The sequence below is a fragment of the Mesorhizobium sp. B1-1-5 genome (assembly GCF_006443065.1).
Classification (GTDB): domain Bacteria; phylum Pseudomonadota; class Alphaproteobacteria; order Rhizobiales; family Rhizobiaceae; genus Mesorhizobium.
On the sequence record NZ_VFWS01000015.1, the window covers coordinates 58,956 to 78,643 of the forward strand.

A 19,688-nucleotide genomic window follows, 5' to 3' on the forward strand; every position below is an offset into this window, starting at 1 on the left:
CCGACAACAAATGACTGTGAACGAATTCACATACGCCGGACCGATGCAAACCTAGGCCAGACAATGCCGGCATCGCATTGACATGGATAGCCGGGGGGCTTGAACGCGATGATCACTTTGAAGTACTTCGCCGCCGTCCGCACCGCTCAGAAGAGCCAGCGTCCGCTCGCCGAAATGCCACCGTTCGACATCAACCGGCTGCGTTCCAAGAGCGGCTTTGCTTCCCGCATCGCCGGTCTTCTTCTGGGCGATCCGCGCTGGCTGCTGGCGCTGCTGCGCCGTTTCTGGCCGAATCTCGGCTTCCGCAATTTCCTGCTGGTCACCAAAGGCGCGGACGTTCGCGATATATTGGAGCGGGGCGACGAGTTCGAAACGCCTTACGGGCCGGAGATGGCCGAACTCGCCCGGGGTTCGAATTTCATTCTCGGCATGCAGGACGGCGCCGCGTACCGGCAGATGAAATCGGCGGTGCTGAGCGCGTTTCCGCCGGCGGAGGTCGAAGCCGCCGTCAGGCCGATCGCCGAGCGCCATTCGCACGACATCATGACCCGCGCCAGCCCCGGCTTCGATGCCATCGCCGGATTGATGAAGATCGTGCCGGTGCGCATCTGCCGCGATTATTTCGGCCTCGAGATCGACGACGAGACCGAGTTCGCCGACTGGTCGATCGCGCTCAGCGCGCTGTTCTTTTCCGATCCGACGGCAAGTCCCACCACGCGCCAGCTTGCCGTGGTCGGCGGCGATCGGCTGATCAAGGTCATAAACCGTTCGATTGCCGCGGTCAGGGAGAGAACGGGCAAAAACGACCGGCCGCTTGCCCGCCTCGTCGCGCTGATGGATCAAGGGCGCCTGTCGTTGCCCGACATTCATTCCATCATGCTCGGCATGGTCGCGGGCTTTGTGCCGACGAACGTGCTTGCCGGCAGCAATTGCCTGGATGTGATCCTGTCGCGATCCGATGCGCGGCAGGCCGTGGATGAGGCCATCGCGGCCGGCGACACCGACAAGCTCGACCGGGCGATCATGGAAGCCATGCGGTTCAAGCCGATCTGGATCGGGCCCTGGCGCTATACCAGGCGTGACGCGGTCATCGGCAAGGGCACGCGTCGCGAGCGCCTGGTCAAGGCCGGAACGGTGGTCATGCCGGCGACGCTTTCAGCGATGTTCGATCCGGAGATCGTGCAGCGGCCGAACGAGTTCGATACGTCGCGCCCGCATCGCGACTACATGGTTTTCGGTTACGGCATCCATCTGTGCATCGGCGCCGAGATCGCCCGCATCCAGATCGGCGAATGCATCCGCGCGCTGTTCGGCAAACCGAAGCTCGCCCGCGCGCGGGGCAGGGCCGGCAAGATGGTCAATGTCGGCGCCTACCCGGCAAGCCTCAAGGTCGATTTCGAGCGCCCGCCGCTTTGCCGCACCACCGACCAATCGATGGTGACGGTTGTCTGCCCGATCACTCGCGCCATGCCGCTCGATGCGGTGCGCGACAAGGTCGCCGACCTCGGCAATCCCGCGATCGGCGAGATCAGCGCCGCGCTCGACAAGGTCGCCACCATACATTTCACCAGCCTGGCCGTCGCGCCTATCGGCAGGGACAAAAAAAACGGGACCGAGACCGGCGCGCTGGTGTTCGAAATCTCCGGCGACGGCAGCACCGACGACGTCATTGCCGCCATTGCGCAATCGATCGGGCATCGGCTGCGGCCGATCTTCAGGGATGTCTGCGGCCTGCCGGACGGCGGCTCGCTGGAGGACTTCCTGAAGAAGAACCATATAGAAATTTCGCCGTCCTTCGGCAGCGCCGCGGGGCTGGTTTTTTCCGGCACGCCCGGCCATTCCGTACGCCGCATCCTTGCCGAGGCGCGGCTGGCCGACAGCGTGCGCGAGATTGTCGAAAAGCCGCGCGCGGGCGCCGGCAACGCGATGGATGTGCTGGCCGAAGCGCGCCGGCATGTCCGCTGCCTCGGGCAATTCGACTGGGCGTTCGAGCCCGCCGAAAGCCTGCTGGAAAGGCCGCCCGGCCACTGGTCGCGCGCGCTGACGACGACGCTTTTGACGCCGGCGATGTTCGCCACTGTCGCGATAGTCGTTCTCGCCTTTTGGCGCATGACTTATGTGCTCGTGTTCGGGAACCCGCATGGCATCACCATTGCCAACATCGCGATCGCCGGTGCCGCGCTTCTGCTTACGGTACTCGGTCTGCTGGCTATTCTGGCTCTGTTCGTAGGCCTTTGCTTCCTGGCGTTGCGGCGGCTCGAAGACAAGGACCGGCCGGCGAATACGCCGGTCGATATCGGCGCGTTGGAGAAGATCCTCGCCAATGAGGACCACTGCGCGCAGAACAACCTGACGGCGATCTCGACGATGAAGCCGGGGATCTTGCGGCGGCTGGCGCTAAGGCTTGCCTTCTACCTGATCTCGATATCGGCGCAGAAAGTGTTCAGGCCGGGCTTCCTCGCCACCATCAACACCATTCATTTCGCCCGCTGGGTGCTGCTGCCCGGCACCGACAGGCTGGTGTTCTTCTCCAATTACGGTGGCAGCTGGGAGAGTTATCTGGAGGATTTCATCGCCAAGGCCTCGGCCGGCCTGACCGGCGTGTGGAGCAACACCGAAGGCTATCCGCGCACGCGCTGGCTGTTCCTGGACGGCGCGCGCGACGGCGATCGTTTCAAGCGCTGGGCGCGGCGCCAGCAGGTGCCGACGCTGTTCTGGTACAGCGCCTATCCGCACCTCAACACACCGCGCATCCGCATCAACTCCAGGATAAGGCGCGGCATCGCATCGGCAACCGGCAACGAGGCGCGCGACTGGCTGAGCCTGTTCGGTTCGCTGCCGCGCCCGCAAGCACAGCCGGCGGACGCGACCAGCCTGCCTGAATTGCCGTCCGCGCCGCTCGAAGAGCTGGAATCGGGTGAAATCCAATCCATCTTCTTCGGACCGTTCGGTGCGCTCGGTCATGCGCACATGCTTGCGATCCAGGTGCCGGAAGGATTGCCGGCAACGAAGCGCAAGGCGTGGCTCGACTTCGTGACCGAAAAAACCAGCTTCGGCGACGGCGTGCCTGCCGGCCGCGCCATGACCGTGGCGTTCGGCCCCAACGGACTGCGCCGGCTGGGGCTCGAGGGCGGCGTCGACGACGAGCCGTTGGACACGTTTCCTGTCGCCTTCCGGCAAGGCATGGGAACGCCCGAGCGCAGCCGCATCCTCAACGACACGGGTCCCGACGCCCCCGACAAATGGCAGTGGGGATCGCCCGCCAATCCCGCCGACGTCGTCATCGTCTGCTATGCCGGGACGCCGGCCGCTTTGAAGGCGGAGATCGCGGCCATGAAGCGACAGACGACAGGCGCGGGGATGGCCGTGGCCGCCGAACTGCCGCTTATGGTGCGGCGCGACGGCAAGCGGGCCGTCGAGCATTTCGGCTTCGTCGACGGCATCTCGCAACCGATCGTTCGGGGCACGTCGCGCGCCGCCAAGGGAGCCGCGCCGATGCATTTGCTGGCACCGGGCGAGTTCCTGTTCGGCTACCGCGACGAGCACGGCTTCTACCCGGCTTCGCCGTCGGTGGACGCGGCGCTGGACCGAACCGGCGTCCTGTCGCAGGTGCGGCGCAACCGTCAGATACCGGGGCAGCCGCCTCCGCCGCGCGATTTCGGCCGCAACGGCACCTTCCTTGTCCTGCGCCAGTTCGAGCAGCATGTCGAACTGTTCGACGATTATTGCAGGAAGGCCGCGACGCAGGCAGCAAATGAGACAGGCGACGCCGCCATCACCCCGCATTGGGTGGCGGCAAAGATGCTCGGTCGCTGGCAGGACGGAAGCTCGCTGGTGCGCAATCCGAACGGACGCCCGGGCCGCGGCATCGACAATGATTTCGCGCTCGGCGCCGAGGATCCGCAGGGGCATGCCTGTCCGCTCGGCTCCCACATACGCCGTTCCAATCCGCGCGATTCGCTTGGCGAGGACCGCGAGACGCAGATCAGGATCGGCAAGCGCCACCGCATCCTGCGCGTCGGCCGCACCTACGAGAAGAAGGACAAGGGCGGGAAGACGGAGAAGGGCCTGCTGTTCATGTGCCTCAACGCCGATATCGAACGCCAATACGAGTTCATCCAGCAGACCTGGGTCTCGTCCAATTCGTTCCAGGGCCTGGTCGGCGAGACGGATCCGACGATCGGCGCGCGGGGCGGCGGCGGCCGGTTCTCGATCCCATCCTGGGAAAAGGTCACCGTGCTCAAGGATGTGCCGCAGTTCGTCACCACGAAAGGCGGCGGCTATTTCTTCATGCCGAGCCGGTCGGCGCTGCGTTATCTGATCTCGCGGCTCTGACCGGGTGCGCTGAAAGCAGTTCGTCGTTTCTCGAAAGCGACGAACCGGCGGGTACATGGCGAAGTCGACGGGCAGGCTACGGCGAAGGCGCCGAGCTCGCTACGGCGAAGCTGCCGAGCAGGCTACGGCGAAGTCGCCGAGAGGCTACGGCGAAGTCGCCGAGAGGCTACGGCGAAGACGCCGAGCTTGCTCAGTCGTCGTCCTGCGATTGGGCGATCTGGTTCAGCGCGGCGGCGTTGGTGATGCGCAGGCCGCCGCGCTTGATGGCGATCATCTGCCGACTGCGCCAGTCGTTCAGCGTCTTGTTGACGGATTCGCGCGTCGCCCCGAGGAATTCGCCGAGCTCCGACTGCGAAATCGGAATCCAGCCCGCAGCGTCTGCCATGACGCCGCTCAGGAACACCAGCCGCTTTGCCAGCCTGGCCTCGATACCGAAAAAGGCCTGGTCGCCCAGCTCGCCGCTGACCCAGCGCAGCCGCGTGCACAGCAATTCGATCATCGCGCGGGCCAGGGGCGGGTTTTTCTCAATGCGGTCGAAGAGTTGCGTCCGGCTCAGCGAAACCAGCTCGCATGCCGTAAGGCAGATGGCGGTCGCCGTGCGCGGGCGCCCATCCAGGGCTCCGATCTCGCCGACGAGGCTGCGCGACAGCTCGATATTGGCCACCAGCTTCTGCCCACCGGGCGAATAGATCGAAATCTCGACGGTGCCGCTCATCACGCCGTAGATGCGGTCGGAAGCGTCCTCCTGGACGAACAAATGCTGGCCGGCGGCATAGCGCTCGAGCTTGCAGCCACCGAACAACAGGTCGAAGTGGCGCGGGTCGATGCGCGCCAGGCGCGGCAGGTTCCTGTCGTCCGCGCCGTTTGTAGCCATGATACGATTCCGCCTCTCGTTAGACGGAAATTGTAGGATAAGTGCGTGCTCGATCAAAGCGTCGTCTCCTTCTGTGGTGGCTGACCGAAATCGGCAGGTGGCGGACGGACGTTCCATGTCACGCGTCACACGCCGAAATTGGATAAGCCGGCAAACTGTAAGGAGACCGGGCGCACTGGCGGTTGCGGGCCGATCTTGGAAACGCCATCCGCGCGCTTGGGTGGGAGGTGCCCATGCGCGCAGACGGCAAACCTGAAAATGGCTAGGTGATCGAAATTTCTCCTCGAGAACTGCATCCATATCGCAGCCCGGCAGCAGCTTCGGACGCCGTAGTCAGCTCGGGCCGTCGATGCCGCCGTTACAACATCTGAGCGCAAGCCCTGTTCGGCGTATGTGAAGGCGCTCACAGATGTACGCATCGGGCGGACTGATGGTTATTTTAGAAGTGTATGGTCTTTGCTTTGCAATCGGCATGATTGCCTAGTCGGCAAAGAGATCAACCGAAGTATGGCTGGAACCTTGTCTTGACTACAGGTGACGGTCGGCGTCATGGTTCACTTTGGGGGGGCAGGCCATGGCAGCCGCGAAGGGACTCCTTGTAAAGGTTCGCGGCGACGGCGCGGGGCTCTCGGTCCAAGGCGGGCCGCCCCGGATTGGCGGCATCGAAGCCGAGCCGATCCTCTCTCTGCCTGCCGACGTGAGCGCCGGCACGGCCGCGGCCGGGGATCGCGGCGCCACCTGGTTTCGGTTGGCCACGGACGCCGCCGATACAGACAACCCCTGGGATCATGCCCACGATCTTGTCGCCCGGAACCCGGCGCTGGCGGCCGCGGGCGCCGAGGTGCTCGCAATCGAGCCCGATATCGTGCAGCAGTGGGATTATAAGGACAGCGGCGGCGATCGCGGCATGGCGGCAAGCGCAGCTCCGGTCTGTGCATTCGACGATCAGGACCCGCAGGGCGGACAGGCGGTGGTCGCGGGGCGCGTCGCCTGGAATGCCGCGCCGGACTTCAGCCAGTTCGCGGCGGCGCGAGAGAAGGTGGGCGCCAAGCAGGCCAACGTCACCATCGCCCATCTCGATACCGGTTTCGATCCAGGCCATCAGACCATTCCCGCCGCGCTTCTTACAGCGCAGCAGCGCAATTTCGTCGACGACGGGACGGGTCCGAGCAACGCGACCGACCACGCTCCGGCCGGCACGCTGACCAGCAATCGCGGCCATGGAACAGGCACGCTCAGCCTGCTTGCCGGCAACAAGCTCGACGGCTCCTCGCCGCACTGGCCAGGCTTCAACGATTTCATCGGCGGCGCGCCACTGGCGAAAATCCTGCCGGTGCGCATCGCCGACTGGGTGGTGCGGCTGACCACCGGCACCATGGTGCAAGGCATCGACTATGCGCGCAAGCAGGGCGCGCAGGTGTTGTCGATGAGCATGGGCGGCCTCGCCTCGCAGGCTTTGGTCGACGCCGTCAATCTTGCCTACGACCACGGTGTGGTCATGGTCACGGCGGCCGGCAACAATTTCACCATCACGCCGCGCAGCATCGTCTATCCGGCGCGCTACAACCGGGTGCTTGCGGCCTGCGGCTTGATGGGCGACGGGCGCGCCTATGCCGGGCTCTCCTTCGGCACCATGCAGGGCAATTACGGGCCGCCGTCGAAGATGGATACGGCGCTCGGCGCCTACACGCCGAACGTGCCATGGGCCGAGATCGATTGTCGCAAGGTGGTCGACATGGACGGCAGCGGCACCTCCGCCGCCACCCCGCAGGTCGCGGCCGCGGCCGCTCTCTGGCTCGCCGAGCACTGGGACGTGGTGAAGAACTATCCTCAGCCCTGGATGCGTGTCGAAGCCGTACGCAAGGCCTTGTTCGCGAAGGCCCTGAAATCGACGGCCAAGATGAATGCGGCGGAGACGAAGGAGAAGATCGGGCAGGGCGTCTTGCGGGCCTTCGATGCGCTGGGCTTCCAGCCGCCGGCGGCGAGCAGCCTGACGAAGCTCGAGCCCGCCACCTACACGTGGAGCTGGCTGGACCTTTTGACCGGAGGGAATTCGTTGGCGGCGCAACCGCCGGCGACGCTTCGGCAGCGGATGATGTTTGCACTGGAACTTACGCAGATGGCGCAAACCACGGCGGCAGTCGACCAGGCGATCGCCGACCCGGATGGCGATCCTGGCAAGGTTTCGTCGGCGGCGCGCAACCGCTACCTGGAGGCGGCGCTCGACCAGGGCAATCCGTCGAAGCCGTTGAAGGCCTTTCTGGAAGAATGGCTGGACCGGCCAAGCGCCAGCGTAGCGGTTCCGGCGCCGGTCATGGGCCCGGCACCGGCCATCAGGCGCAAGCCGCGGCCGCTGCCGCCGCCGCAACGGCGCCTGCGCATCTACGCCCTCGATCCGTCGGTGGCGAAACGGCTCGATTCGGTTTCGGTCTACCAGGCGACGCTTTCGGTGCCGTGGGACGACGAGCCTGCGACGGAAAAGCCGCTGCTGCCCGGTCCGATCGGCGAATATCTCGAGGTGGTCGATGTCGACCCCGCGTCCGACCGCGTCTACGATCCGGTCGACCTCAACGACAAGGTGCTGCTGGCGCAGGACGGCCTGCCGCCTTCGGAGGGCAATCCGAAATTCCACCAGCAGATGGTCTACGCGGTGGCCATGACCACGATCGGGCATTTCGAGCGCGCTCTTGGCCGGCGGGCGTTGTGGGCGCCGCACTACGCCGAGGCTCCCGGCCGGGCCGGCGACATGACTGTGAAGGCACATTACGTGCCGCGCCTGCGCATCTATCCGCATGCGTTGCGTGCCGAGAATGCCTATTACAGCCCGGAAAAGAAGGCGCTGCTGTTTGGCTATTTCCCGGCGACCAGCAATCAGGGCGACGTCACCACGCCCGGAACGACCGTGTTCTCGTGCCTGTCCAGCGACATCGTCGCGCATGAGATGTCTCACGCTTTGCTCGACGGGCTGCACCGCCGCTTCCAAGAAGCATCCAACCCGGATGTGCCGGCCTTCCACGAGGCTTTCGCCGACATCGTCGCGCTGTTCCAGCATTTCACGCTGAAGGAACTGGTCGGCTTCGAGATCGGCAAGGCGAGGGGCGAATTGTCGGCCGCCTCGCTGCTTTCCGGTATTGCCAAGCAGTTCGGCGAAGGCAACGGCCGGGCCGGGCCGTTGCGCGAATATGGCGGCGCCGGCATGGCCGACCTCGACTACGACAAGACTTTCGAGGCGCATGACCGGGGCTCGATCCTGGTTTTCGCTGTCTACCAGGCCTTTCTTGCCATCGCCGACCGGCGGACCGACGACCTGATCCAGCTTGCCACCGGCGGCTCCGGCATCCTGCCGGCGGGCACCTTGCATCCGAGCCTGGTCGAGCGCCTCACCGACGAGGTTGCCAAGACCGCCACGCAGATGCTGACCATGTGCATCCGCGCGCTCGACTATTGCCCTTCCGTCGACATCACTTTCGGCGAATATCTGCGCGCCCTGATCACCGCCGACCGCGACGCTTACCCGGACGATCCGCTGCACTACCGCCTGGCCTTCCTGGAATCCTTCCGCAAATGGAAGCTGTTGCCGCGCGACGTTCGCACCATCTCGGAGGAGACGCTCGCCTGGAGCGCGCCGGAGGATCCGTCGCCGGTCTGGCTGAAGGGCCTGCTCGGCAAGATCGACCTCGGCTGGAACCAGAAATTGAAGCGGGCCGAGATCTTCGCGCTCAACGACAAGAACCGCTATGCGCTGTGGAAGGCGATGCACAAGGCCTTCGCCTCCGATCCGGACCTCTACAAGCAGTTCGGCCTGCTGCCCGACCTGCCGCGCTACAATGAGGACGGCACGGTCATGCACCCGCCGAAGAAAGGCGAGACGACCTTCGACATCTACAGCGTGCGCCCGACGCGCCGCGTTGAGCCGGACGGCTCGTTCCGCGTCGAAGTCGTGGCGGTCATCCAGCAGCGCATTCCGGTTGCGCTGGACGGCACGGCGAAGCCGCAAGGCATGGCCAAGGGCGATGGCTTCTTCTGGTTCCGCGGCGGCGCCACGATCATTATCGATCCGCGCGAGGGCTTTGAGGAAATCCGCTACTCCATCATCAAGAACACCGGCAGCACGGACCGGCAGAAGCGTCAGGCCGGGACGATGGCCGCCAGTTATCTGTCGCCGCTGAGAACGCTCTATTTCGGCGGCGAAGTGTCGGAACCCTTCGCCTTACTGCATGCCAGCGACGGAGATGACGACCATGTCTAGAAAACCGGCGGCAAGAACTAGGCCGGCAAAAGCGGCTCCCGCGGCGACGCCGGCAGCGGGCATCACCGTCAGGCATTACTGCCAGGGCATCGGCGACTGCCACTTGCTGACGTTCAAGAAGCCGGACGGCAAGCCGTTCCGCATTCTCATCGATTGCGGCATTCATGTCTCGATCAAGAGTGGCTCGGCGCTGGTCGCCGACATCGTCGCCGACCTCAAGAAGGAGACCGGCGGCAAGATCGATATACTCGTCGTCACGCACGAACACTGGGACCATGTCTCCGGCTTCCTGACCGCGAAGGACCTCTTCAAGGATTTCATCGTCCGCGATGTCTGGATGGCCTGGACCGAGAATCCTGCGGACGGCGAGGCGGTGGAGCTCGACAAGTTCAAGAGCCAGGCGATCGCCGCGCTGCAAGGCGTGGGCCGGAAGCTCGACGCAATGCAGGGGCTTAGCACCTACATGGCCGGCGTGCGCGACGGCTTGCAATCCGTGCTCGGCTTCCAGTTCGGCGCCGCCGGCGAGCGGGTGCGCTCGGCCCGCGACGCAGCGGCAAAGCTGTCGCAAAAACCGTCGCCGACCTATTTCGAGCCCGGCGGACCGCCGGTGACGATCGACGCATTGCCCAACCTGCGCGTTTATGTGCTCGGCCCGCCGCGCGACAAGGCGGCGCTTCGCCTGGAGGAAAAGGCGAGCGAGATGTTCCCGCTGGCCAGCGGTGGCCCGTACGCGCGGGCGCTGGCGAGCGGTCTCAAGATGAACGAGGCGGCCGATGCCGGTTACGTCGACGAGCTCAGTCCGTTCGAGCGCAATGTCGGCACGCCGCTCTCCGCGGCGCTCGCCGGCGACAAGGGCAGCGACCCGGCCATCGACATCGCCGCCTTTGTCCGCAAGCATTACTCCGGACCAGTCTCGGCCGCGGCATCCATGGAAGACCGCGACCAGTCCTGGCGGCGCATCGACGCCGACTGGATGGGGATCGCCGCCGACCTGGCCTTGCAGCTCGACCGCGGCGTCAACAACACCAGCCTGGTGCTGGCCTTCGAGTTCATCGACAGCGGCCGGGTGTTGCTGTTCCCCGGCGACGCCCAGATCGGCAACTGGCTAAGCTGGAAGGACCTGAAATGGCCGGTGGGGCAGGGCAACGTCACATCGGCCGATCTTCTGGCGCGCACCGTCTATCTCAAGGTCGCCCATCACGGCAGCCAGAACGCCACGCCGCAGAAACAGGGTTTCGATCTGCTGACGAGCTCGGACCTGTCGGCCTTCATCCCGACCAACAAGGTCGATGCGCTGAACGTGCACTGGGGCGAGATGCCCTATGACGGCATCCTGACCGCGCTCGAGACAAAGACCAAGGGCCGCGTCATCCGTGCCGATGATCCGTGGCTGGCGGACAAGAATGGAAAGCCGGTCTTTGCCGCGCCGTCCGGTTCGATCCAGGCGGTGCGCAGCGCGCCGCGCGATGCCGCGCGGGGACCGGGCGGGCTGTGGGTGGAAGTGGATCTGGTCTAGGACCACCGGAGCGCCGCCGCGCGGCAGGCGCCGATCAGTACGGCCTCAAGGCCGATTGCGAAAAATCGAAAACCGATTTATGGAGCACTCGGCTGAGTGAGGGCGGCCATTCAACACATTGCACAAGGTCGCCCCATGCCCGATGCATTCTCCCGCGTCATCGCCTTCCTTGCCGTGGTCACGGCCCTGCTGTTTGCCGGGCTGCATTTCCATCAAGGACATATCATCGCCACGCTCTATTTCATGACCGGCGCCATTCTGGTCACCGCCGTGACGCGCATGACTGTGAGGAAAGGGCTGATTTAGCACGCTGTGCGATCGACGTTTTGCGACCTTGGAAGATCGTCGGCAGATCGCCTTGACTTCGAGAGCCGGCCTCCCTTATATCGCGGCTCGCTTGGCCTTCGGGCAACGAGCGGGCGATTAGCTCAGCGGGAGAGCACACCCTTCACACGGGTGGGGTCGCAGGTTCAATCCCTGCATCGCCCACCATCCAACTTTCTGAAAAAGTTGGATGATCCCACGAGTTTCCATTAAATCCAGTTCGGTTCTTAGCCGCTCAGCGTGCCGCCGCGATCAACCGCTCGGCCAGTTGCAGCGTCAGCGTGTCGAAATGCGAGATCACCAGAGTTGGCTCGAATTCGCGCACATGGCGGTCGGTATAGCCAAAATCGACCGCGACCACTGGAATGCCGGCTGCCTTGGCGGTGTCGATGTCGGTCTGCGAATCGCCGATCATCAAGGCGTTCTCCGCATCGCCGCCGGCCAGCCGGATCGTCTCGGTGAGATGGCGCGGATCGGGTTTGCGGAAAGCAAAAGTGTCCTGGCCGCAGATCGCGGCAAAATAGTTCGACAGGCCCAGCGCGCCGATCAGCGTCGCGGAATTGGCTTCGTATTTGTTGGTGCAGACCGCCATCAGATAGCCGGCGGCCTGGAAACGGTCGAGCGCGGCGACGACGCCGGGGTAGGGGCGCGATTTGCCGGGAATGTTCAACGTGTAATGGTCGAGGAACAGCTTCAGCAGCCGGTCGTGCTCTTCGGCCACCAGCGCCTTGTTTTGCGCGGCATGCGCGCGTTCGATCATGACGCGGCCGCCATGGCCGACGAAGCGTCTGAAGCCGGCTTCGTCGACAGCGGCGAGGTCGCTCGCCGCCAGGCTGTGGTTGAGGCTGTCGAGCAGGTCCGGCGCCGTATCGACCAGCGTTCCGTCGAGGTCGAAGACGATGATCGGGCGGGTCATGGGCGGGTCCTGCGGCAATTGCGATGCCGCAGCCGATACAGGCTGGCCCAAGTTCAAGCAAGAAGCCTCTATCGGTCCACAGAGCCTTTGAGGGCGAGCCTTTGACGGGGCAGGCAAAAATGCTAGGAGGCGCGCGAAACCGGCGAAATCGGGGCTCCCCATGGATGCAAGGCAGTTGAAGGTCGAGGCCGCGCGGGCAGCGCTCGCCCATGTCGGCAGCGGCATGCGGCTCGGCATCGGCACCGGCACCACGGCGGAAGAATTCGTGCGGCTGCTGGCCGAGAAGGTTGCGACTGGCCTCCAGGTCATTGGCGTGCCGACTTCCGAGCGCACCGCAGCGCTCTGCCGCGAGCTCGGCGTGCCGCTGTCTACACTGGAAGAAACGCCCGAGCTCGACCTCACCGTCGACGGCGCCGACGAGGTCGACCCGGAGCTGACCCTGATCAAGGGCGGCGGCGGCGCACTGCTGCGCGAGAAGATCGTCGCGGCGGCGTCCGAGCGCATGATCGTCATCGCCGATAGATCCAAGGTTGTCGAAACCCTCGGCCGGTTCCCGCTGCCGATCGAGGTCAACAAATTCGGCCTGCGCGCCACCGAGATCGCGGTACGCGCCGCCGCGGCAGGGCTCGGCCTTTCCGGCCCGGTTACATTGAGGATGACGGGAAGCCAGCCATTTGTTACAGACGGCGGCCACTTTATCCTCGATGCATCTTTTGGCCGCATTCCGGATACAAGAGCGCTGTCGAATGCTCTCTTCGCCATTCCAGGCGTTGTCGAGCACGGTCTATTCATCGGGCTGGCGTCAACGGCCATCATCGCCGGCGGCGACGGTATCGAAACCGTCCATGCAGCCTGAAACCAGGGAGTTCTACCGACTATGATTTTGCCTAAACGAGTTCGCCGCTTTTCGACGCTTCTGGCGGCCTCGGCCGTCCTTGCGCTGTCGTCACCGGTGTTTGCGCAGGACATCAGCGAATCGCATCTGAAGGCCGCTCGCGCGGCTGTCGCGGCGATCCATGCCACGGACTCGTTCGACAACATCCTGCCGCAGGCGGCCGGAGCGCTGGAGTCGCAGCTCATCCAGAAAAACCCCGACATGCAGGAACTGATCGGCAAGACCGTGACCGAGAAGGCGCTTGGCATGGCCTCGCGGCGCGCCGACTTGGAAAAGGAGGCGGCCATGGCCTATGCCAAGGTGTTCTCCGAGAAGGACCTCAACGATATCGCCGCCTTCTACAGCTCCGAGGCCGGCAAGAAGCTGCTGGATAGCGGCCCTGCGGTGACGCGCGACCTCGTCAAGGCTGCCGACATCTGGCAAAATGGCGTTGCCCGCGATCTCGCCCAGCAGGTCGGCGAGACGCTTGCGGCCGCCGCCAAGGCAGCGGCGCCGGCAGCGCCGGCTCCGGCCGCCGCCGCACCCGCCGATGGTTCCGCTCCGGCAGACAATTCGGCTCCGGCTGACGATTCGCAGAACTGATCGTGTCGATCCGCCGACTGCGGCTGGACCACAAAGCCCGGGTTTGCCCGGGCTTTTCTTTTGCCGCTTGGCAGCCTACCTCTGACCTCCGTCTTTCTCATCCGCAGGAGCCCAAGCGATGGCCGCTTATGACTATGATCTGTTCGTCATCGGCGGCGGCTCCGGCGGGGTAAGGGCGGCCCGGGTGGCGGCGGCTCTCGGCAAGCGCGTGGCCATCGCTGAGGAATACCGCTTCGGCGGCACCTGCGTCATTCGCGGCTGCGTGCCGAAGAAGCTCTATGTCTATGCTTCGCAATTTCCCGAACATTTCGCCGATGCCGCCGGCTATGGCTGGACGGTGCCCGAGGCGAGCTTCGACTGGCCGACACTGGTCGCCAACAAGGACAAGGAGATCGCGCGGCTCGAAGCGATCTACAAGAAGAATGTAGAAGGCTCCGGCGGCGAGACCTTCCATTCACGCGCAGTGCTCGTCGACACGCACAGCATCTATCTGGTTGCCGAGGACCGCACGGTCAGCGCCGACCAGATCCTGATCGCCACCGGCGGGCGTCCGGCACCGCATCCGGCGCTGCCGGGCCATGAATATTGCATCTTCTCCAACGAGGCCTTCGATCTCAAGGAGCTGCCGAAGGCGATCATGATCGAGGGCGGCGGCTACATCGCCGTCGAATTCGCCAATATTTTCCACGGCCTGGGCGTCGACACCACGCTGGTCTATCGCGGCCAGGAGATTCTAAGCCGCTTCGACATGGATCTGCGCCGCTCGCTGCACGAGACCATGGAGAGGAAAGGCATCAGGATTCTTTGCCACGCGGTTTCGGAATCGGTGCGCAAGACACCGGCGGGCAAGCTGGACGCGCAGCTCACCACTGGCGAGACACTGACGGTCGACCAGATGATGCTGGCGATCGGGCGTCTCCCCAATACCGAGAATATGGGCCTGGAAGGCGTCGGCGTCGAACTCAGCAAGACGGGCGCGATCGTCGTGGACAAATATTCGCGCACCAATGTCGACAACATCTGGGCGATCGGCGACGTCACGCATCGCGTGCAACTGACGCCGGTGGCGATCCACGAGGCGATGTGCTTCGTCGAGACGGCCTTCAAGGACAACCCGACAGCTCCGGACCACGACACCATTCCGACGGCGGTATTCTCGCAGCCGGAGATCGGCACCGTCGGCCTCTCGGAAGACGACGCGATCGAGCGTTATCCGGATGTCGAGGTCTACCGCGCATCCTTCCGTCCGATGCGCCATACGCTGTCCGGCCGCGACGAGAAGATGCTGATCAAGCTGGTGGTCGACGGCGCATCCAGGAAGGTGATCGGCGCCCATATTCTAGGCCCCGATGCCGGCGAGATGGCGCAGCTTCTCGGCATTCCGCTGAAGGCTGGCCTGACCAAGGACGATTTCGACCGCACCATGGCCGTGCATCCGACCGCGGCCGAGGAGCTGGTAACGATGTACAAGCCGACCTATCGCGTGAAGAACGGCGAACGGGTCTGACCGGATCGTGGGATGCGACGGCCGCCGGCGATGCCGGTGGCCGTCGAGATGTTCCTACAGAAGCGTGCCACGCAGGATCATAAGCGCCACCGAGAAGTAGATGACCAGCCCGGTGACATCGACCAGCGTGGCGACGAACGGCGCCGAGGCGCTCGCCGGGTCGAAGCCGATGCGCTTCAGCGCGAAGGGCAGCATCGATCCCGACAGCGAGCCGAAGGTGACGATGCCGACCAGCGCCGCGCCTACCGTCGCCGCGATCAGCATCCAGTGCGGGCCGTAGTCGTAGAAGCCGAAATACTGCCAGAGCGCGATGCGGCAGATGCCGACGGTGCCGAGGATCGAGCCGAGCACCAGACCGGTCGGCAGCTCGCGCAGCGCCACCCGCCACCAGTCGCGCAGCCCGATCTCGCGCAGCGCCAGCGCGCGGATGACGAGCGAGGTCGCCTGCGAGCCGGAGTTGCCGCCGGAGCTCATGATCAGCGGGATGAACAGCGTCAGCACGATCGCCTTCTCCAGCTCGCCCTCGTAGCTCTGCATGGCGTTGGCCGTCAGCATCTCGCTGAGGAACAGCGCGCAAAGCCAGCCGGCCCGCTTCTGGATCATGGCGAGGAAGCTCATCTTCATATAGGGCTCGTCCAGCGCCTCCATGCCGCCGAAGCGGTGCACGTCCTCGGTCGTCTCCTCGATCATCGTGTCGATGATGTCGTCGATGGTGACGATGCCGAGGAGCTTGCCGTGGTCGACGACAGGCAAGGCGAGCAGGTCGTATTTGGAGATTGTCTGCGCCAGGGTCTCGCGATCGGTGAGCGGCGTCACCGCCACCGGCATGCGATCGGGCGCCACCGACAGGATCGAATCCTCCGGATTGCCGGTGATCAGCCGGCGCAATCCGGTCGCCCGCAGCAAAAGATGCGTCTCCGGGTCGACGATGTAGATGGCGTAGATGGTCTCGCGGCTACGCTCGACCTTTCGGATATGGTCGAGCGTGCGCCCGACGGTCCAGTCCGAGGGCACGCTGACGAATTCGGTCGTCATGATCGAGGCGGCGCTGCCTTCCGGATATCCCAGGATGGACAGCAGCGTCGCGCGCAGCGGCGGCGCCAAGGCGCCGAGCAGCTCCGAGCGGGCCGGCTCGTCCAGCTCGCGCAGGATGTCGGCGGCGCGATCGACCGACATGGCGGTCAGGAGCTTGCTCGCCTTCGGGCGCGGCAGGGCCTCGGCAAGCTCAGGTGCTGCTTCGAGTTCGGGCTGGTCGAAGATGTCGACCAGCCGCTCGAACGGCACGGCGCAGAGAAGCTCGATGGCCGTCTCGCGGGATTCATGGTTGAGGGCTTCAACGACGTCGGCGACGTGATCGTTGGCAAGAACACGGGCGACGGCGACGGCTTCGTCGTCCAGTACGGGTGCGAATTCGTTCATGGCTCACTCCTTGCCGTCCGGCAGGACGTGAGCCGTCAGGTCACGTCAGGGCGGACGGCGGTTGCGTTCGACTGTGACTGTCGCCAGGCATGGCGGGCTGACCTTTCTGCTCGCGGGGTTCGCGTTTGAATGCTGCGAGCGGGCGCAACATAGGAGCGGTTTTTACCGAGTCAATCGCGAACGGCGCCGAAAAGGGATGCGGGCAGGCCGGATCGCGAGACTGTGATCGAAGACAGCCCAAGCCGGGCTACGGTCGCCGGTCAAGGGCTTGGCAGGACTGCTATTTCTGCTTCAGCCGGCGGAAGCGCAGCCACTTGTCCTCGACCGGCCGAGGCTGGGCCAGAATGGTGGTGAGCTCGCGCGGCAGGCTGGGCGCAAGCGGCTTCTTGGTGGCAACGCCGTCGGCGATCGAAACCACGCTGTGGTAGAACTCCTCGCCGGACAGCGAGCGCGGCGCCACCGCCTCGTGCATGACGCTGATGACGGTGACGTTCGGGCAATTGTCCTTGATTGCCTGGTGGAAGGCGATCTTGCCTTCGGGGTCGAGCGCACCGGTCGCCTCGTCGAGGAACAGAAGTCCCGGCTGCTGCAGGATGATGCGCGCGACCACCAGCTTCTGCTTCTGGCCGCCCGAAAGCACCTGATCCCAGATCTTGCCCTCGCGGCTTTCGTCGGCCAGTTGCCCGATGAAGTCGCCGAGGCCGGCCTTGTGCAGGGCCGCGGCAACCTGCGTGTCGCTATGGTCGTTCTCGGAACCCGGCAGGCAGACGAGCTGCTTCAGCGAGACCTGCTGCAGCTTGACCTCCTGAGCAGCGTAGAAGCTCGTCACGCCCTCCGGGAAGACGATGGTGCCGCGGCCATATGGCCACAGGCCGTTGATCGCCTTGATCAGCGAAGTCTTGCCGCAGCCGGATTCGCCCTTGAGGAAGGTCCATTCGCCGCGGCGGAAGCGCAGATTTGCGGCGCTGAGGAAAGGCGTCGCGTCCTCACCCTGATGCGCCAGCTCGAGCCTCTGGATGGTCAGGCCGAACACCGGGTTCTGGGTGGCGTAGCCGAAGTCGGAGCGGCCGGTCTGCTGATAGAATTCGCGCGGGTGCTGGACGTTCTCGATGGCGTCGGCGAGTTCGGTGACGCGCTGGCTGTTGGCTCTCAGCGTCGCGATCGCCGGCATCACATGGATGAACCACGAGCACTGGCTGATCAACTGGGCGACCATTTCGGAACCGGTGATGTAGCCTTTGTAGTCGAGACGGTTATGGATGAACGACACCAGGCCTGGTGAATAGGCAACAATACGGGCGCCGACGAAATTGTAGATCAGCTCGAACGACGTGTAGCTCGTGTTGACGATATTGAGTCGCCCCCACGTCTTGTCGATGTCGACATAGAGCCTGTCATGCATCGACTTTTGCACGCCCTCGCCATGCGAGGCGGCGACGTGGAAGCTGCGGCGCAGGAATGTCGTCAGTTCGCTGCGGTAGCTGCCCTCGGCCTGCTGCATGCGCACATTGAGCCGCTCGAGCAGCCGCCCGAGCTTGACGGCGATCCAGGTGTTCAGCGGCACGTAGATGGCGACGGCGAGGAAAGCCAGCACCGCGGTGCCGTAGCCGCCGAGGAATTCCAGGCCCTTGACCTCGACCGAGGACCCGATCAGGTTTTCGCCGATGAAATAGAGTGAAGTCGCGACACCCAGCACGCCCATGGCAAGCCCGATGGCGCCGCCGGTCATGTCCTTGATCGATTCCTGGATGCGCTGGTCGATGTTGTCCGGAGCGACGATGCCGCCGGCCGCCGAGCCGTGCTGCGCATGAAAATGGGTATGGTTGCCGTCGAGCAGCGCCTGGTTGAACTGGCTGTTCAGCCAGCCCCGCCATTTGCGGTGCAAGGTCGTTGAAACGAGATTGCGCACGCCGGTGAAGCCGGCATCCTTCAGCACGACCAGCAGCACCAATACGCCGGCATTGGTCAGAATGGTCTGCAACGGGTGGGTGTTGGCGGCGTCATGGAGGAAGGCGATCGAATTGCCCAGCTCGCCCAATGCCAAGGCGAACCAGACGCCAGCCTTGCTGGACAACGCCGTCAGCAGCGCGATAACGAATGTGAGGGTCCAGGCTTCCTTCCACCGGTCGGAGAACCAGTAGGCTCGCATCAGCCCCCAGAATGTGCGCATCGACGATACCGGCGTCAGTGACGAGGTCTTCGCCTCGTTGGATGTTTGCTCCGGTACTGTTCGTTGCGGTCTACCGACCCCAGTCACGATCCCGCCCAAACCTTTCTTAGTTTTGTTACACAGGGTAACACCAATTGATCATTTTCCATTAATTTTCTGCCGGCGAATGTGAACAGAGTTACCCGCCGTGGCATGAGGGCAACAGAAAGGCTGCGCCGGGAGATCGCCACTCGCGGCGATTTCATCTTTTATTTCAGTTCGTTAGAGCTGTTTTCGCCAGCCGCCGGCAACCTTCCCTTAGGGAAGTGGAAAACACGGGTTTGTGAATGAAAAAGAGGTGTCGGCAGGCCGCGATGGCTACTGGCGGTGACCGGAAAGACCGAAAATTTGCCGCCCGTGAGCTACTCAGGGTTTACCCGATTCGTCTTTTTCCGGAGGCGCTGAAATGGCCGGAAATGGTCTTGCTGGCAGCTCGTATCTGTCGATGGCGATCTCGCCGCTGCCGAAACGGACATGGCCGACCAAGAATACCGGCGATCAGGGCTGTTGCGGCGATCTGACCAAGCTTGGCTACGGCAACAGCTTCTTCCTGAGCAAAGCCAAGGCGACCGCGAAATAGCGGCACAATTTTCAGGAAAGCGCGCGGCGGTCAGGTCGGCGGCTACGGATCGCACTGACGGAACATTCAGTTCGCGGTTTCGAGCTCGCCGCGCGCCTTGGCCTGGGCCACCTGGCGGATGGCGTCGGCAAGCGTGTCGGCATCCTGCGCGCCCATCACGGCATATTTGCCTTCAAGCAGGAAGCAGGGCACGCCGGTGATGCCCATGCGCGAAGCGGTGGCGATCTCGTTGCGGACGGCCTCAACGTCGGCGTCGGTCGGCAGCAGCGTCTCGACCACCGA

General features: G+C 64.4%; 13 protein-coding genes and 1 tRNA gene. 9 read left to right on the forward strand and 5 right to left on the reverse strand.

Features of this window, described 5'->3' with window-relative positions; translation table 11 throughout:
- Positions 1 to 108: 108 nt before the first annotated feature.
- Positions 109 to 4,335, forward strand: a complete 4,227-nt coding sequence (locus FJ980_RS08445) for a cytochrome P450 (RefSeq protein ID WP_140542455.1) — start codon at positions 109 to 111, stop codon at positions 4,333 to 4,335.
- 190 nt (positions 4,336 to 4,525) lie between these two features.
- Here the strand turns inward: FJ980_RS08445 and FJ980_RS08450 are convergent, their stop codons facing one another.
- Positions 4,526 to 5,209: a Crp/Fnr family transcriptional regulator gene (locus tag FJ980_RS08450; RefSeq protein ID WP_140542470.1), complete on the reverse strand. Its 684-nt coding sequence runs from the start codon at positions 5,207 to 5,209 to the stop codon at positions 4,526 to 4,528.
- A gap of 574 nt (positions 5,210 to 5,783) precedes the next feature.
- Here FJ980_RS08450 and FJ980_RS08455 point away from each other — a divergent pair.
- The 4 genes from FJ980_RS08455 to FJ980_RS08465 all read left to right on the forward strand — a co-directional run bounded on the left by FJ980_RS08455 (position 5,784) and on the right by FJ980_RS08465 (position 11,466).
- A complete protein-coding gene (locus FJ980_RS08455; RefSeq protein WP_140542456.1) occupies positions 5,784 to 9,458 on the forward strand; it encodes a S8 family serine peptidase in 3,675 nt (1,224 codons plus the stop codon).
- The gene (locus FJ980_RS08460; RefSeq protein ID WP_181181141.1) at positions 9,451 to 10,974 is read left to right on the forward strand and encodes an MBL fold metallo-hydrolase; all 1,524 of its coding nucleotides are present in this window, start codon (positions 9,451 to 9,453) and stop codon (positions 10,972 to 10,974) included. The genes FJ980_RS08455 and FJ980_RS08460 overlap by 8 nt, the downstream gene beginning before the upstream one ends.
- A gap of 135 nt (positions 10,975 to 11,109) precedes the next feature.
- Complete coding sequence (locus FJ980_RS34640) at positions 11,110 to 11,280, forward strand: hypothetical protein (protein ID WP_181181142.1); 171 nt, start codon at positions 11,110 to 11,112, stop codon at positions 11,278 to 11,280.
- 111 nt (positions 11,281 to 11,391) lie between these two features.
- A tRNA-Val gene (locus FJ980_RS08465) sits at positions 11,392 to 11,466 on the forward strand.
- A 67-nt stretch (positions 11,467 to 11,533) separates the two neighbouring features.
- On the opposite strand, the gene FJ980_RS08470 is transcribed toward FJ980_RS08465, so the two are convergent.
- Positions 11,534 to 12,214, reverse strand: a complete 681-nt coding sequence (locus FJ980_RS08470; RefSeq protein ID WP_140542458.1) for a phosphoglycolate phosphatase — start codon at positions 12,212 to 12,214, stop codon at positions 11,534 to 11,536.
- A 160-nt stretch (positions 12,215 to 12,374) separates the two neighbouring features.
- On the opposite strand from FJ980_RS08470, the gene rpiA reads away from it, so the two are divergent.
- The 3 genes from rpiA to gor all read left to right on the forward strand — a co-directional run bounded on the left by rpiA (position 12,375) and on the right by gor (position 15,198).
- Positions 12,375 to 13,070, forward strand: coding sequence for a ribose-5-phosphate isomerase RpiA (gene rpiA / locus FJ980_RS08475; RefSeq protein WP_140542459.1), 696 nt, complete (start codon positions 12,375 to 12,377; stop codon positions 13,068 to 13,070).
- A 21-nt stretch (positions 13,071 to 13,091) separates the two neighbouring features.
- Positions 13,092 to 13,691 (forward strand): DUF2059 domain-containing protein, encoded by a 600-nt coding sequence (locus FJ980_RS08480; protein WP_140542460.1) that lies wholly within the window; start codon positions 13,092 to 13,094, stop codon positions 13,689 to 13,691.
- A gap of 118 nt (positions 13,692 to 13,809) precedes the next feature.
- The gene (gor, locus tag FJ980_RS08485) at positions 13,810 to 15,198 is read left to right on the forward strand and encodes a glutathione-disulfide reductase (protein ID WP_140542461.1); all 1,389 of its coding nucleotides are present in this window, start codon (positions 13,810 to 13,812) and stop codon (positions 15,196 to 15,198) included.
- Positions 15,199 to 15,252: 54 nt separating this feature from the next.
- Here gor and mgtE read toward each other — a convergent pair whose 3' ends face one another.
- Together mgtE and FJ980_RS08495 are read right to left on the reverse strand one after the other, a co-directional pair.
- A complete protein-coding gene (gene mgtE / locus FJ980_RS08490) occupies positions 15,253 to 16,617 on the reverse strand; it encodes a magnesium transporter (protein WP_140542462.1) in 1,365 nt (454 codons plus the stop codon).
- 280 nt (positions 16,618 to 16,897) lie between these two features.
- Positions 16,898 to 18,787, reverse strand: a complete 1,890-nt coding sequence (locus FJ980_RS08495; RefSeq protein WP_181181143.1) for an ABC transporter ATP-binding protein/permease — start codon at positions 18,785 to 18,787, stop codon at positions 16,898 to 16,900.
- A 445-nt stretch (positions 18,788 to 19,232) separates the two neighbouring features.
- Between FJ980_RS08495 and FJ980_RS34645 the strand changes: the two genes are divergently transcribed.
- Positions 19,233 to 19,406, forward strand: a complete 174-nt coding sequence (locus FJ980_RS34645) for a hypothetical protein (RefSeq protein ID WP_181181144.1) — start codon at positions 19,233 to 19,235, stop codon at positions 19,404 to 19,406.
- Between the two features lie 66 nt (positions 19,407 to 19,472).
- Here FJ980_RS34645 and FJ980_RS08500 read toward each other — a convergent pair.
- Positions 19,473 to 19,688: DsbA family protein (locus tag FJ980_RS08500; RefSeq protein ID WP_181181145.1), on the reverse strand; the 216-nt coding region annotated here is incomplete at its 5' end.